This window comes from Ancylobacter sp. TS-1 (assembly GCF_009223885.1).
In the GTDB taxonomy this organism is placed as follows: domain Bacteria; phylum Pseudomonadota; class Alphaproteobacteria; order Rhizobiales; family Xanthobacteraceae; genus Ancylobacter.
In genome coordinates this window covers 3,533,478-3,547,376 of the sequence record NZ_CP045144.1, presented here as the reverse complement: position 1 = coordinate 3,547,376, position 13,899 = coordinate 3,533,478, and the positions used below count along the sequence as shown (strand labels likewise).

Genomic DNA, 13,899 nt, shown 5'->3' with positions numbered 1-13,899 from the left:
CGCCGTTCCTTTTTCACTCGCCCCGAGCGTCATCCCGGCCAAGCGCAGCGCGAGCCGGGTGACGTAGCCCGCAGGCTATTCCGCCGCGATGGCGGTCTCGGAGATGTTGTCGAGGCCCTGCACGATATGGATGGCCAGCGCGTCGGCGAGCGGGGACGCCTCGTGCCGGTTGCGCAGCAGGCCGATGCGGCACGGCGCCAGCGCCGGGAAGCCGTCCGAGGGGCCGAGCACCCGCATGCCGGGGCGCAGCCCCGATTCCGGCAGCACCGAGATGGCGAGGCCCGAGAGCACCGCCGCCGAGACCGCCGTCGAGTTCGACGAGGTGTAGAGGATGCGGAACGGCCGCCCGGCCGCCTGCAGCATGGAGATGGCCTCCTGCCGCCAGTTGCAGGTCTGCCGCCCCAGCGCCAGCGGCACCGGGTCCTCCAGATGCACCGGATGGCGCGAGGAGCCGACCCAGAGCAGTTGCTCGCGCCGGATGATCTCGGTCTCGCGGTTGACCATCTCGCAATCGGTGATGATGGCGAGGTCGAGGTCGCCGGTGTCGATGCGGTCGATCAGGTCGGTCGAGGGATCGCAGACGACGGTCAGCTCGACATTGGGATGGGTCGCCGAGAAGCGCGCCATGATCTCGGGGAGATAGCGGTCGGCATAGTCGTCCGGCACGCCCAGGCGCACCCGGCCGGACAGCTCGGCCGAGGCGAGGCTGGCGACCGCCTCCATGTTCAGCTTGACGATGCGCCGGGCATAGTCGAGCAGCCGGTCGCCCTCGTCGGTGAGGCGCGAGGCACGCCCGTCGCGCGCGAAGATCGGCTTTCCGACCCGCTCCTCCAGCCGCTTCATCTGCATCGAGACGGCAGACTGGGTCTTGTGAACCACATCGGCCGCCTTGGTGAAACTGCCCGTTTCGGCAATCGTGATGAATGTTCTTAATTGATCAATGTCGAGCAGCACGGTCATGGAGCCGCCTCCCATGGGCTTATCATCAATTGCAATGATATCTCGGATCATAAACATTCGCTAGTGTGATCAGTCCTCGCGCGGCATAACGATCCCGTCGCGAACGGGTGACGTCGATTTCGGGTGGCTGGCGAGCCGCCGCGCGATCAGAAAGCCCCATGTCATCGCCGCGCGGCCGACACATGGAGGAATCGATGTCGTATCTTGGTGAAGTTCGCAGAACCGCGTTCCACTCGTTCGGTGCCGCCGCCAGCGGCGTGCTGATCGCCGCCGTCTCGGGCACCCTTCAGTTCATCACGGCGATGGCGCGCCGGCGTCATCTCTCCCAGCTCGGCGAGTTCGACGACCGCATGCTGCGCGACATCGGCCTCACCCGCGCGGACCTGCGCGACGCCTCGTCCGGCCCGCTCTGGCAGGACCCGACCGCCGTGCTCGTGGTGCGCTCGGTCGAGCGCCGCGCCGCCCGCCGGCTCACCGCGCGGGACGCCCTGCGCGACGCCGCCCGGCAGGAGCCGGGCGCTGCCGGCAGCACGCCGCGCCGCAACGATCTCATGTCCTGCGGCTGATAATGGCAGGCCCGCCCATGCCATGCCGCGACCGACCTTACGGCGACATCGACCCCCTCGTGTCGCCGACTTGAAGCCCGCTGGTTCGTCCAGCGGGCTTTTTTTCTTGGTGCTTTTCTTGACGCCTTTCTTGGCGCCCCGCCGCGCTTTGCAGGAACGAAAGACCGTCCTTGCAGGGGCACAGATGCGCGCGGCGCCAGCCCGGTCCATATGGGGACAGCCGGCGCGGTGCCGGCGCGAAACGGGGGCATTCCCATGGCACATGATCGGGCCGAGACGGTGGAAACGCGGGTGGATACGCAGGTCGAGCTCGGCCTCGACACCTTCGGCGACGTCACCGCCGGCGCGGACGGGGCGCTGCTCTCCCACGCGCAGGTCATCCGCAACCTTGTCGACGAGGCGGTGCTGGCCGACGAGGTCGGCGTCGACTTCTTCGGCGTCGGCGAGCATCACCGCGACGATTTCGCGGTCTCCGCCCCCGAAACGGTGCTGGCCGGCATCGCCACGCGCACAAGCCGCATCCGCCTCGGCTCCGCCGTCACCGTGCTCTCCTCCGACGACCCGATCCGCGTCTTTCAGCGTTTCTCGACCGTCGACGCGCTGTCGAACGGGCGCGCCGAGGTCATTCTCGGGCGCGGCTCCTTCACCGAATCCTTCCCGCTGTTCGGCTTCGACCTGAAGGATTACGAGACGCTGTTCACCGAGAAGCTTGACCTGTTCGCGGCCCTGCTGCGCGACAACAACGCGCCCGGCGGCGTCAGCTGGCAGGGCAAGGGACGCCCGCCGCTGAAGGGCCAGCATGTCTTCCCGCCGATCGAGACGGGCACACTGAAGACCTGGATCGGCGTCGGCGGCAGCCCGGAATCGGTGGTGCGCGCGGCGCGCTACGGCCTGCCGCTGATGCTCGCCATCATCGGCGGCAATCCGGCCCGCTTCGCCCCCTATGTCGAGCTTTACCACAAGGCGACCGCCCAGCTCGGCGGCACGCCGCAGCCGGTCGGCGTGCACTCGCACGGCTATATCGCCGAGACCGACGAGGCCGCGCGCGAGGAGGTCTATGCCGACTACAAGCGCATGCATGACCGCATCGGCGCCGAGCGCGGCTGGCCGGCCTATGGCCGCGACGCCTTCGAGCGCGAGATCACCCACGGCTCGCTCTATCTCGGCGCGCCGGAGACGGTGGCGCGCAAGATCGCCAAGACGGTGAAGGCGCTGGGCGCCGCGCGCTTCGACATGAAGTACAGCGCCGGCACGCTGCCGCACGACAAGATGATGCGCGCCATCGAGCTTTACGGCACGAAGGTCATCCCGCGCGTGCGGGAGATTCTGGCGGAAGAGACGGTCGGGGCGTAAGCCCCGCCAGGAAGAACGTCATCCCCGGGCCCGGCCCGGGGATCAACGACTTGCTTGGGCGGCAAGGACGTGTTCCCACGTAAAACGTGGATGGCCGGGTCAAGCCCGGCGATGACGCCGTTACATTAGAGCCCGTCATCCCGGAACGGCCGCAGGCCGTATCCGGGATCGCGTCGGTCGTGCGAAGCCATCTCCGAAAGCGATCCCGGCTCTCCGGCTGACGCCTTCGGCCGGGATGACGGCTCCCACGGAGGGCACCCTCACACGTTCAGCAGCAGATATTCGCGCTCCCAGGGCGAGATGACGCGCATGAAGGTGTCGAACTCCTGCTGCTTCACCGCCGTATAGGTCTTCACGAAGCTCGGGCCGAGCACGTTGGAGATTTCCTCCGAGTACTGCATCGCCGCCACCGCTTCGAGCAGACCGCGCGGCAGCTCGAAATCGAGGCCCTTGGCGTCGGCTTCCAGCGGCTCGGTCGGGCGCAGCCCTTCCACGAGGCCGAGATAGCCGCAGGCGAGCGAGGCGGCGATGACGAGATAGGGGTTGGCGTCGGAGGACGGCACCCGGTTCTCGACCCGCCGCGCCGCCGGCGAGGACGGCGGCACCCGCAGCCCCGCCGTGCGGTTGTCGTAGCCCCACTGCACGTTGATCGGCGCCATCGAATCGCGCGTCAGCCGGCGGTAGGAATTCACGTAAGGGGCGAGGATCGACATCACCGCCGGCAGATAGCGCTGCTGGCCGGCGATGAAGGAGAAGAACTCCGGCGTCGGGTCGCCGTCGCTGTCGGAGAAGATGTTCCTGCCCGTCTCCGCGTCCACGATGGACTGGTGGATGTGCATCGCCGAGCCCGGCTCGTCGGCGATCGGCTTGGCCATGAAGGTGGCGTAGATCTTGTGCTGCAGCGCCGCCTCGCGGATCGTGCGCTTGAACAGGTACACCTGATCGGCGAGCACGATGGGGTCGCCGTGCAGAAGGTTGATCTCCATCTGCGCCGCGCCGTCCTCATGGATCAGCGTGTCGATCTCCAGGCCCTGCGCCTCGGAATAATCGTACATGTCCTCGAACAGGGCGTCGAACTCGTTCACCGCCTGGATCGAATAGGACTGGCGGCCGATCTCCGGCCGGCCCGAGCGCCCGATCGGCGGCTTGAGCGGGTAGTCGGCATCGGTGTTGGGCTCGACCAGATAGAACTCGATCTCCGGCGCCACCACGGCCTTCCAGCCCTTCTTGGCGTAGAGGTCGACGACGTTCTTGAGCACCTGGCGCGGGGCCAGCTCCACCGGCCGGCCGTCGCGGTGATAGGCGTCGTGGATGATCTGCGCGGTCGGGTCCTGCGCCCAGGGCACGATGGCGAGGGTGGAGAAATCCGGCTCCATCACCAGATCGCTGTCGACCACGACGGAATCGACGAGATTGTCATAGGGCGGATAGTCGCCGGAGATGGTCTGGAAGAACACGCTGAGCGGCAGGTTCATCGTCGGGCCGGACAGGAACTTGGACACCGGCATGATCTTGCCGCGCCCGACGCCTGCGAGGTCCGGAACCGCGCATTCGATCTCGGTGATGCCGCGCGCGGCCATCCAGGCCTTCGCCTCGGCAAGGGACGCCACACCGCGGGGATTGTCGACCGCGTCCTTATCGGAACGCTTCTTCTTGGCCATGATTGCCTTCCTGATGCGCCTTCTGCGCCGCCTGAGGCAATCACGGCCCGCTCATGGCCGTCAAGGCGGGCGGACGACGCCACCTTTCCGGGCATGGTAAAAATGTTCGCATTGTGCCGTTGAGCCGTCACGCGAAGCCGGTTAGCGTCAGCGGAAGGGCCGGCTTCGAACCGGTGGGCAACGGGAACCAGTCAGCATGAGCACCGGCGTCGCCGATAAGACGCAGAAGACCGTCGGCGGCATCCGCCGCACATTCGCTCCCTGGAACGACCCGCAGGCCGTCCCGCTGATCCGCTACCAGAACGTGACCAAGAGATTCGGCGAGTTCGTCGCCGTCGATAATCTCTCCCTCGACATCTATGAGCGCGAGTTCTTCGCCCTGCTCGGGCCGTCCGGCTGCGGCAAGACCACGCTGATGCGCATGCTGGCCGGCTTCGAGGACCCGACCGAGGGCCAGATCACCCTTGCCGGGCAGGATCTCGTCGGCACGCCGCCCTACAAGCGGCAGACCAACATGATGTTCCAGTCCTACGCGCTGTTCCCGCATATGAGCGTGTGGGACAACATCGCCTTCGGCCTGCGGCAGGACCGCATGGAGAAGGGCGCCGTCGCCGCCCGCGTCGAGGAGATGCTCAAGCTCGTCAAGCTGGAGAAGTTCGCCAAGCGCAAGCCGCACCAGCTTTCCGGCGGCCAGCGCCAGCGCGTGGCGCTCGCCCGCTCGCTGGCCAAGCGGCCCAAGGTGCTGCTGCTGGACGAGCCGCTCGGCGCGCTCGACAAGAAGCTGCGCGAGGAGACCCAGTTCGAGCTCATGGACATCCAGATGGAGCTCGGCATGACCTTCCTGATCGTGACCCACGATCAGGAGGAAGCGATGACGGTCGCCGACCGCATCGCGGTGATGAACCACGGCAAGCTGGTGCAGGTCGCCCCGCCGGCGGTGATCTACGAGCAGCCGAACTCGCGCTACGTCGCCGACTTCGTGGGCGACGTGAACATCCTCGACGCCAAGGTGGTCGCCCTCACCCCGGGTCTGGTGACGCTGGAAGCCGAGGCGGCGCCGGGCATGAGGCTGACCGCGACGCAGGAATGCGAGGCCAAGGTCGGCGAGAGTGTGGCGCTGGCGCTGCGGCCGGAGAAGCTGCGGGTGGAACTCGACCCGCCGGCCGACCCGAGCGTGAACTGCCTCGCCGGCACGATCTGGGACATCGGCTATCTCGGCGACCTGTCGATCTACCATGTCGAGCTGCCCAACGGCTCGCGGGTCAAGGCCGCCAAACCCAATCTCACCCGCATGGTCGAGCGCCCCATCACCTGGGAAGACAAGGTCTATGTCTCCTTCACGCCGGATGCCGGCGTGATCCTGACCCGGTAGGGAGGCGTCCATGGCGGTGAAATCGCGCGGGCGCTGGCTGGTTCTTGCCGTCCCGTATTTCTGGCTGCTGGCGCTGTTCCTGGTGCCGTTCCTGATCGTCTTCAAGATCAGCCTGTCGCAGGACGCCATCGCCCAGCCGCCCTATTTGCCGACCTTCGACCTGTCGGAGGGCTGGACGGCGTTCAAGGAGGCTTTCGCCGAGCTCTCCTTCGACAATTACGGCTATGTGCTGAGCTGGGACAACGAGTTCATCGAGGCCTACGGCTCCAGCGTCTGGATCGCCGGCATCTCGACCCTGCTCCTGCTGATGGTGGGCTATCCCATCGCCTACGCCATGGCGCGGGCGCCCAAATCCATCCGCCCGACGCTGCTGATGCTGGTCATCCTGCCGTTCTGGACCTCGTTCCTGATCCGCGTCTACGCCTGGATCGGCATCCTCTCGCCGGAAGGGCTGCTGAACCAGCTCCTGATCGCGCTCGGCATCATCAGCCCCGACGCGCCGCTGCAGATCCTCGCCACCGACACGGCGGTCTATATCGGCATCGTCTATTCCTACCTGCCCTTCATGATCCTGCCGCTCTACTCGGCGCTGGAGAAGATGGACGAGACGCTGCTGGAAGCCGCGGCGGATCTGGGCTGCCCGCCCTTCGCGGCGTTCTGGAAGATCACTTGGCCGCTCTCGCTGCCGGGCGTGTTCGCCGGCTGCCTGCTCTGCTTCATCCCGGCGGTGGGCGAGTTCGTCATCCCCGACCTGCTCGGCGGCTCGGACACGCTGATGATCGGCAAGGTGCTGTGGACCGAGTTCTCGGTGAACCGCTCCTGGACCGTCTCCTCGGCGGTGGCGGTGCTGCTGCTGATGGTGCTGGTGATCCCGATCGTCTTCTACCAGAACCTGCAAGCCCGCGAAGTGGAGGGACGTTGATGCGCAAGGGGCTTTCCTGGTTCAACGTCACCTCGATCGCGCTGGGGTTCGCCTTCCTCTACATCCCCATCATCCTGCTGGTGATCTACTCCTTCAACGCCTCGCGGCTGGTGACGGTGTGGGCGGGCTTCTCCACCCACTGGTACTGGCAGCTGTTCCAGAACGAGCAGCTGCTCGACGCCGCCTGGGTGACGCTGCGCGTCGCCTTCATCACCGCCACCGTCGCCACCGTGCTCGGCACGCTGGCGGCGATCACCCTGACCCGCTACGGCCGTTTCCTCGGCCGCACGCTGTTCTCCGGCATGGTCTACGCCCCGCTAGTCATGCCGGAGGTGATCACCGGCCTGTCGCTGCTGCTGCTCTTCGTCGCCATCGGCCTCGACCGCGGCTTCTGGACCATCACGCTAGCGCACATCACCTTCACCTTGTGCTTCGTCTCGGTGGTGGTGCAGTCGCGCCTCGTGACCTTCGACCGCTCGCTGGAAGAAGCCGCGCTCGACCTCGGCTGCACCCCGTTCAAGACCTTCTTCGTCGTCACGTTGCCGATCATCCTGCCGGCGGTGATCTCGGGCTGGATGCTGGCCTTCACCCTGTCGCTGGACGATCTCGTCATCGCCAGCTTCACTACCGGCCCCGGCGCCACCACCCTGCCGATGCGGATCTACAGCCAGGTGCGCCTCGGCGTGACGCCGGAAATCAACGCCGCCTGCACCATCCTCATCGCCATCGTCACCGTGGTGGTGATCTTCGCCTCGATCCTGACCAAGCGGCAGGAGATGGAGCGCCAGAAGGCCGAGCGCATGGCGGCGGCGGAAGCGTAGGGGATCGACTGCGCGTGGCAGGAAGACACGTCATGGCCGGGCCTGACCCGGCCATCCACGTCTTGGCTCCGTGACGCGTCACGTCATCCCGGCCGGAGCGAAGCGCAGAGCCGGGACCGTCCGCCGAAAAGGGCGCTCTTTCCGCGCACGATCCCGGATCGGCCTGCGGCCGTCCGGGATGACGCCAACCCTGCGCGGGCTGCTATACTGCGGCCGATAACCCCCGAATCTCCATCGGACCGCACTCTCCATGCCGCTGCGCCTGCTTCCCTCGCTCCTCGTCGACCGCATCGCCGCGGGCGAGGTGGTCGAGCGCCCGGCGGCGGCGCTGAAGGAGATCGTCGAGAACGCGCTCGACGCCGGGGCCAGCCGCGTCGAGATCGTCATCGATGGCGGCGGGCGCCGCCTCATGCGCGTCACCGACGATGGCTGCGGCATGAGCGCCGAGGACCTCTTCCTCGCGGTCGAGCGCCACGCCACCTCCAAGCTCGACGGCGAGGACCTGCTCGCCATCCACACGCTCGGCTTTCGCGGCGAGGCGCTGCCCTCCATCGGCGCGGTGGCCCGGCTTTCCATCGCCAGCCGGCCGAAGGGGGCGGAGAGCGCGCACGAGATCCGCGTCGAGGGCGGGGTGAAATCCCCGGTGCGCCCGGCCGCGCTCGGCTTCGGCACCCGCGTCGAGGTGCGCGACCTGTTCTTCGCCACCCCGGCCCGGCTGAAATTCCTGAAATCCGAGCGCGCCGAGACGGCGGCGGCGGTGGATGCGGTCAAGCGCCTCGCGCTGGCCCGGCCGGAAGTCGGCTTCACCCTCGTCACCGACGAGCGCGCGCCCCTCACCTGGCCGGCGCGCACGGCCGACGCGGCGGGACGGCGCGCGCGCATCGCCGATGTGCTCGGCCACGAGGTCGGCGCCAACGCACTCGACATTGACGGCCGGCGCGAGGGCGCCCGCCTGTCCGGCCTCGCCGGGCTGCCGACCTACGCCAAGGCCAATTCGCTGTCGCAATACCTGTTCGTCAACGGCCGGCCGGTGCGCGACAAGGTGCTGATCGGCGCCATCCGCGCGGCCTATGCCGACCTGCTGCCCTCCGACCGCCACCCGGTGACGGCGCTGTTCCTCGACCTCGACCCGCGCGAGGTGGACGTGAACGTCCACCCGGCCAAGACCGAGGTGCGCTTCCGCGACGCCGGCAATGTGCGCGCGCTGATCGTGCGCACGCTTTCCGACGCGCTGGCGCTCGCCGTGCCGCGCACCGCCTCGACGGCGGCGGAGCGGCTGGCGCAGTTCGCCCGTCCCGATTTCGGCGGCGGATTCCGGCCGGAGTCCCGACCGGGCAACTATGACTGGACCCGCTCCTGGGCCGCGCCACCGGCGGCGGACGACTCGGCCGGCATGTCTCACCTCTCTGTCGCTGACAGCCAACACCGCCCCGGTGAGGCACCGGACGCCGGATTTTCGGGATTTTCCGAACGCCCCCAGAGCTTTGACTTCGATTTCGGCAGCAACACCCGCGCAGCCCCGGGTCTCGGCCCCGAGATGGGCCTCGCTCTCGCCCTGGTCCCCGGCGCGGATGCCCGCGCCAATGCCGCCCCGGCCGCGCCGGAGCTGATGGAGCGCCCGCTCGGCGCCGCCCGCGCGCAGCTGCACGAGACCTACATCATCGCCCAGACCCGCGACGGCGTGGTGGTGATCGACCAGCACGCCGCCCATGAGCGCATCGTCTACGAGAAGCTCAAGGCCGCCATGGCGCGCGACGGCCTCGCCCGGCAGATGCTGCTGGTGCCGCTGGTGGTCGAGCTGGACCCTTCCGAGGCCGGCCGGCTGGCCGAGCGCGCGCCAGCGCTGGAGACGCTCGGCCTCGTCATCGAGCCCTTCGGCCCCGGCGCCCTGCTGGTGCGCGAGGTGCCCGCCCTGCTCGGCGAGGCCGACATTTCCGCCCTGCTGCGCGAGCTTGCCGAGCACGCCGCCGAATGGGACGACGCGCTGCCGCTGGAGCGCCGCCTGCTCCACATCGCCGCGACGATGGCCTGCCACGGCTCCGTCCGCGCCGGCCGCCGGCTGCGGGTGGAGGAGATGAACGCGCTGCTGCGCGAGATGGAGGCGACGCCGAACGCCGCCCAGTGCAATCACGGCCGGCCGACCTTCGTCACTTTGGCGCTGGCCGACATCGAACGCCTCTTCGCGCGGCGCTGAGGGATCGGCTAGGATAGCCGCGCATGTCTGTTGAAACCGACCATCCCACGAGCTGGTACGCGGCAACCGCGCACCCCCTCCCCGCCTTCCCCCCGCTTGCCGGCACGGTGCGCGCCGATGTCTGCGTCATCGGCGGCGGCTATACCGGCCTGTCCGCCGCGCTGCATCTGGCCGAGGCGGGGCTCGACGTGGTGCTGCTGGAAGCCGGCCGCGTCGGCTCCGGCGCATCGGGCCGCAATGGCGGGCAGATCCACACCGGCCAGCGCCGCGACCAGGACTGGCTGGAAGCCCATGTCGGGCTCGACGACGCCAAGGCGCTGTGGCGGCTGGCGGAAGAAGCCAAGGCGCTGCTGCACGCCCTCATCGCCCGCCATGCCATCGACTGCGACGTCCGGCCGGGGCTCGTCGTCGCCGACCACAAGCCGGGCTATGTCGCGCATTCCCACGCCTATGCCCGCAAGCTGAACGAGGTCTACGACTACCCGCTCGCCGCCCCGCTCTCGCGCGAGGAACTGCGGGAGATGGTCGGCTCGGACGCCTATCACGGCGGCATGATCGACCATGGCGGCGGCCATCTGCACCCGCTCAACCTCGCGCTGGGCCTTGCCGCCGCTGCCCATGGCGCCGGCGCCCGGCTGTTCGAGCATTCGCGCGCGCTGCGCGTCGAGGAGGGCGCGAAGGTGCGCGTCGTCACCGCCTCGGGCGCGGTGGAGGCCGATTTCGTGCTCGAATGCGGCGACGGGCTGCAGGACGGGCTGGACCGGCGGGTCGACACCCATGTGATGCCGATCGCCAACTACATAGCCGCCACCGAGCCGCTCGGCGCGCGGGCGCGGGAGATCATCTCCAACGACGCGGCGGTGGCCGACAGCCGCTTCGTGGTCAATTACTACCGCATCTCCGGCGACGGCCGGCTGCTGTTCGGCGGCGGCGAGAGCTACCGGCGCGGGCTGCGGCCGAATCCGGGCGCCTTCGTGCGGCCCTACATGCTGAAGATCTTCCCCCAGCTGGCGGATGTGCGCATCGACTATGGCTGGGGCGGCATTCTCGGCATCACCATGAGCCGCATGCCCTTCGTGCGGAAGCTCTCGCCGCGCGTGCTCGCGGCCGCCGGCTATTCCGGGCAGGGCGTGATGCTGGCACCCTATTTCGGCCGGCTGCTGGCGCAGGCGGTGAAGGGCCAGCTCGGCGAGTTCGACCTGCTGGCCCGCCTGCCGGTGCCCGCCTTCCCCGGCGGGCCGCTGATGCGCTGGCCGCTGCTGGTGGCCGGCATGAGCTATTACGCCCTGCGCGACCGGCTGTGAGGGCGGGCGACCGATGGGACTGGAAGCCTATGCCGGGCAGGTGCTGGATTTCGTCAGGATCCACGCCCATTGGGCGCCGTGGATCGCCTTCATCCTCGCCTTCGGCGAATCCCTCGCCGTGGTGTCGCTGTTCTTTCCCGCCACCTTCGTCATGGTCGGCCTCGGCGCGCTGATCGAGGCCGGCGGCGCCCCCTTCCTTCCGGTCTGGACGGCGGCGGCGGTGGGCGCCTCGCTGGGCGATGCGGTGTCGTACTGGGTCGGCCTGCACTTCAAGGACCGCGCCCGCCACGCCTGGCCGCTGCGCCTCTACCCGGATCTGATGGCGCGCGGCGAACGCTTCTTCTTCCGCTTCGGCACCTGGAGCGTGTTCATCGGCCGCTTCTTCGGCCCGATGCGGGCGGTGATCCCGCTCATCGCCGGCATGTTCGCCATGCCGCACGGGCGGTTCCAGATGGCCAACATCGCCTCCGCCATGCTCTGGGCCCTCCTCCTCCTCACCCCGGGCGCGGCGGCGATGAAGGCGCTCGGCTATTGAGCGCGCCCGCCGGGGCAGCCGGGGGCGATGCCGATTGCCGTGCGGGGCCAAAAGCTGCTATCGGCACCGACAGATACAAAGAGCCGCTTGCATGACGACCGCGCGCATTCCGCTGAACGACACCGCCCGGCTCTTTGCCCGCCATGCCGACGAAATCGGCCGCGTGATGGGCGAGATCGCGGCGTCGGGCTACTGGCTGAACGGCCCCCACACCCGCCGCTTCGCGCAGGAATTCGCCGCCTATGTCGGCGTGCCGCACTGCATTCCGGTCGCCAACGGCACCGACGCGCTGGAGATCGCCATGCGCGCCCTGCTTCAGGTGCGCGGGATTGAGCGCCGCGAGGTGGTGACGGTCGCCAATGCCGGCGGCTATAGCGCGACCGCCGCGCAGCATGTCGGCCTCGTCCCCGTCTTCGCCGATGTCGATCCCGCGACGCTGCTCATCGACATTGCCAGCGCCGTCGCGGCGCTGGGCGCCGATACCGCGCTCGTCGTCGCGACGCATCTGTATGGCGGTGCCGTCGATGTCGGGGCACTACGCGCCGCCATGAATGCGCGGGGCTTCGCCCATGTGCCGATACTGGAAGATTGCGCGCAGGCGCACGGGGTCCGCTGCGGACAGGTCCTGGCCGGCGCGGCCGGCGACATTGCCACTTTCAGCTTCTACCCGACCAAGAATCTCGGCGCGATGGGCGATGCGGGCGCCATCGTCACCGCCGACGCCGCGCTGGCCGAGACGGTGACGCGGCTGCACCAGTATGGCTGGACCGCCAAATACCGCATCGGCCTCGCCGGCGGACGCAATTCGCGCATGGACGAGTTGCAGGCGGGCATTCTCTCCACGCTGCTTCCTCATCTCGACGCGATGAATGCGCGTCGCGTGGCCATTCTCGACGCCTATGTCGGGGCGGCGTCGGCGGACGTCGCGCTGGTGCGGGCGCCGCAGACGGTGGCGCATCTGGCTATCGCCATGGTCGAGGCGCCCGACCGCTTCCGCGCCTTTCTGGATGCGCGCGGCATCGCGAGCGACGTCCACTACCCGATACTCGACTGCGACCAGCCCGCCTGGCCTACCCCCCGCCTGACCCCAAGCGGGGTAGAGGTGGCGCGCCGCTCGGTGGCGCGTATCGTGACGCTGCCCTGCTTCGCCTTCCTTGAGGACGGCGAGGTCGAACGCATCTGCGCGAGCCTCCGGGATTACACCGCATGACCACGATCTCCCGCGCCGAGGACGCCGCGCCCGAGGGCCGCGAAGGCGGAGAGGCCTCAGCCGAGGTCACCCATTCGCTGATCATTCCCGTCTACCGGAATGCGGAGAACGTGGCGGAACTGGTCGAGGCGCTCGGCGAGCTTGCCACCCGCATCGGCCCTTCCTTCGAGGTGGTCCTCGTCGTCGACGGCTCGCCCGATGCCTCCGGCCCGATGCTGCTGGAGCGGCAGAAGGACTTTCCGTTCCGCTCCAAGATCGCCTTCCACAGCCGCAATTTCGGTTCGTTCACCGCGATCCGCACCGGGCTCGAACTGGCGTCCGGCCGCTACTTCGCCGTGATGGCCGCCGACCTTCAGGAGCCGCCGGAGGTGGTGCTGGCGTTCTTCGACCTGCTGGCGCGCGACGGCGCCGACGTGGTGTTCGGCCAGCGCGCCGAGCGCAACGACCCGTTCCTGCGCACGCTGGCCTCCAACACCTTCTGGGCGCTCTACCGCCGGCTGGTGGTGCCGGACATTCCGCCGGGCGGGGTGGATGTGTTCGCCTGCAACCGCGCCGTACGGGACGCGGTGCTCGACATTGCCGAGCCGAACAGCTCGCTGGTCGCCCAGCTCTTCTGGGTCGGCTACCGCCGCGCCTTCGTGCCCTATGCCCGCCGCGAGCGCCGCCACGGCACCAGCGCGTGGAACTTCAGCCGCCGGCTGCGCTACATGATGGACAGCATCTTCTCCTTCTCCGATGCGCCCATCATGCTCGTGCTGTGGATCGGCGCCTTCGGCTGCCTGCTCAGCCTCGTGCTGGGGGTCGTCACTCTGGTGGCCAAGCTCGCCGGCCTCATCACCGTGTCCGGCTATACCGCGATCATCCTGCTGATCCTGTTCTTCGGCTCGTCGAGCCTCGCCGTGCAGGGCATTCTCGGCTGCTATCTCTGGCGCGCCTTCGAGAACACCAAGAGGCGGCCGCTGCGGCTCATCAGCCGCGTCGTCGAAAAGGAAGGGAGATAG

Annotated in this window: 12 protein-coding genes; 10 read left to right on the top strand and 2 right to left on the bottom strand. The window is 68.6% G+C overall.

From position 1 onward, the window contains the following. Positions 1-75: 75 nt before the first annotated feature. Positions 76-960, bottom strand: coding sequence for a LysR substrate-binding domain-containing protein (locus GBB76_RS16605; RefSeq protein ID WP_152304935.1), 885 nt, complete (start codon positions 958-960; stop codon positions 76-78). A gap of 194 nt (positions 961-1,154) precedes the next feature. Here GBB76_RS16605 and GBB76_RS16600 point away from each other — a divergent pair, with 194 nt between their 5' ends. Together GBB76_RS16600 and GBB76_RS16595 are read left to right on the top strand one after the other, a co-directional pair. Next, a complete protein-coding gene (locus tag GBB76_RS16600; RefSeq protein WP_152304328.1) occupies positions 1,155-1,526 on the top strand; it encodes a DUF1127 domain-containing protein in 372 nt (123 codons plus the stop codon). Positions 1,527-1,781: 255 nt separating this feature from the next. Continuing rightward, positions 1,782-2,879, top strand: a complete 1,098-nt coding sequence (locus GBB76_RS16595; protein ID WP_371716969.1) for an LLM class flavin-dependent oxidoreductase — start codon at positions 1,782-1,784, stop codon at positions 2,877-2,879. A 260-nt stretch (positions 2,880-3,139) separates the two neighbouring features. Here GBB76_RS16595 and GBB76_RS16590 read toward each other — a convergent pair whose 3' ends face one another. Then, on the bottom strand, positions 3,140-4,540 hold the full coding sequence (locus GBB76_RS16590; RefSeq protein ID WP_152304327.1) for a glutamine synthetase family protein: 1,401 nt from the start codon (positions 4,538-4,540) through the stop codon (positions 3,140-3,142). A gap of 196 nt (positions 4,541-4,736) precedes the next feature. On the opposite strand from GBB76_RS16590, the gene GBB76_RS16585 reads away from it, so the two are divergent. The 8 genes from GBB76_RS16585 (at position 4,737) to GBB76_RS16550 (ending at position 13,899) form a co-directional block, all read left to right on the top strand. Next, positions 4,737-5,912 carry an ABC transporter ATP-binding protein gene (locus GBB76_RS16585; RefSeq protein WP_152304326.1) on the top strand — a complete coding sequence of 392 codons (1,176 nt, stop codon included), beginning with the start codon at positions 4,737-4,739 and terminating at the stop codon, positions 5,910-5,912. Between the two features lie 10 nt (positions 5,913-5,922). Then, positions 5,923-6,834 carry an ABC transporter permease gene (locus tag GBB76_RS16580; RefSeq protein ID WP_152304325.1) on the top strand — a complete coding sequence of 304 codons (912 nt, stop codon included), beginning with the start codon at positions 5,923-5,925 and terminating at the stop codon, positions 6,832-6,834. Further along, positions 6,834-7,655: an ABC transporter permease gene (locus GBB76_RS16575; RefSeq protein ID WP_152304324.1), complete on the top strand. Its 822-nt coding sequence runs from the start codon at positions 6,834-6,836 to the stop codon at positions 7,653-7,655. The genes GBB76_RS16580 and GBB76_RS16575 overlap by 1 nt, the downstream gene beginning before the upstream one ends. Positions 7,656-7,905: 250 nt before the next feature. Next, complete coding sequence (gene mutL / locus GBB76_RS16570) at positions 7,906-9,849, top strand: DNA mismatch repair endonuclease MutL (RefSeq protein ID WP_152304323.1); 1,944 nt, start codon at positions 7,906-7,908, stop codon at positions 9,847-9,849. 23 nt (positions 9,850-9,872) lie between these two features. Further along, positions 9,873-11,153 carry an FAD-binding oxidoreductase gene (locus GBB76_RS16565; RefSeq protein WP_152304322.1) on the top strand — a complete coding sequence of 427 codons (1,281 nt, stop codon included), beginning with the start codon at positions 9,873-9,875 and terminating at the stop codon, positions 11,151-11,153. A 13-nt stretch (positions 11,154-11,166) separates the two neighbouring features. Further along, positions 11,167-11,688 (top strand): DedA family protein, encoded by a 522-nt coding sequence (locus GBB76_RS16560; protein ID WP_152304321.1) that lies wholly within the window; start codon positions 11,167-11,169, stop codon positions 11,686-11,688. Between the two features lie 91 nt (positions 11,689-11,779). Next, positions 11,780-12,898, top strand: coding sequence for a DegT/DnrJ/EryC1/StrS aminotransferase family protein (locus GBB76_RS16555; protein WP_152304320.1), 1,119 nt, complete (start codon positions 11,780-11,782; stop codon positions 12,896-12,898). After that, positions 12,895-13,899: a glycosyltransferase family 2 protein gene (locus GBB76_RS16550; protein ID WP_152304319.1), complete on the top strand. Its 1,005-nt coding sequence runs from the start codon at positions 12,895-12,897 to the stop codon at positions 13,897-13,899. The genes GBB76_RS16555 and GBB76_RS16550 overlap by 4 nt, the downstream gene beginning before the upstream one ends.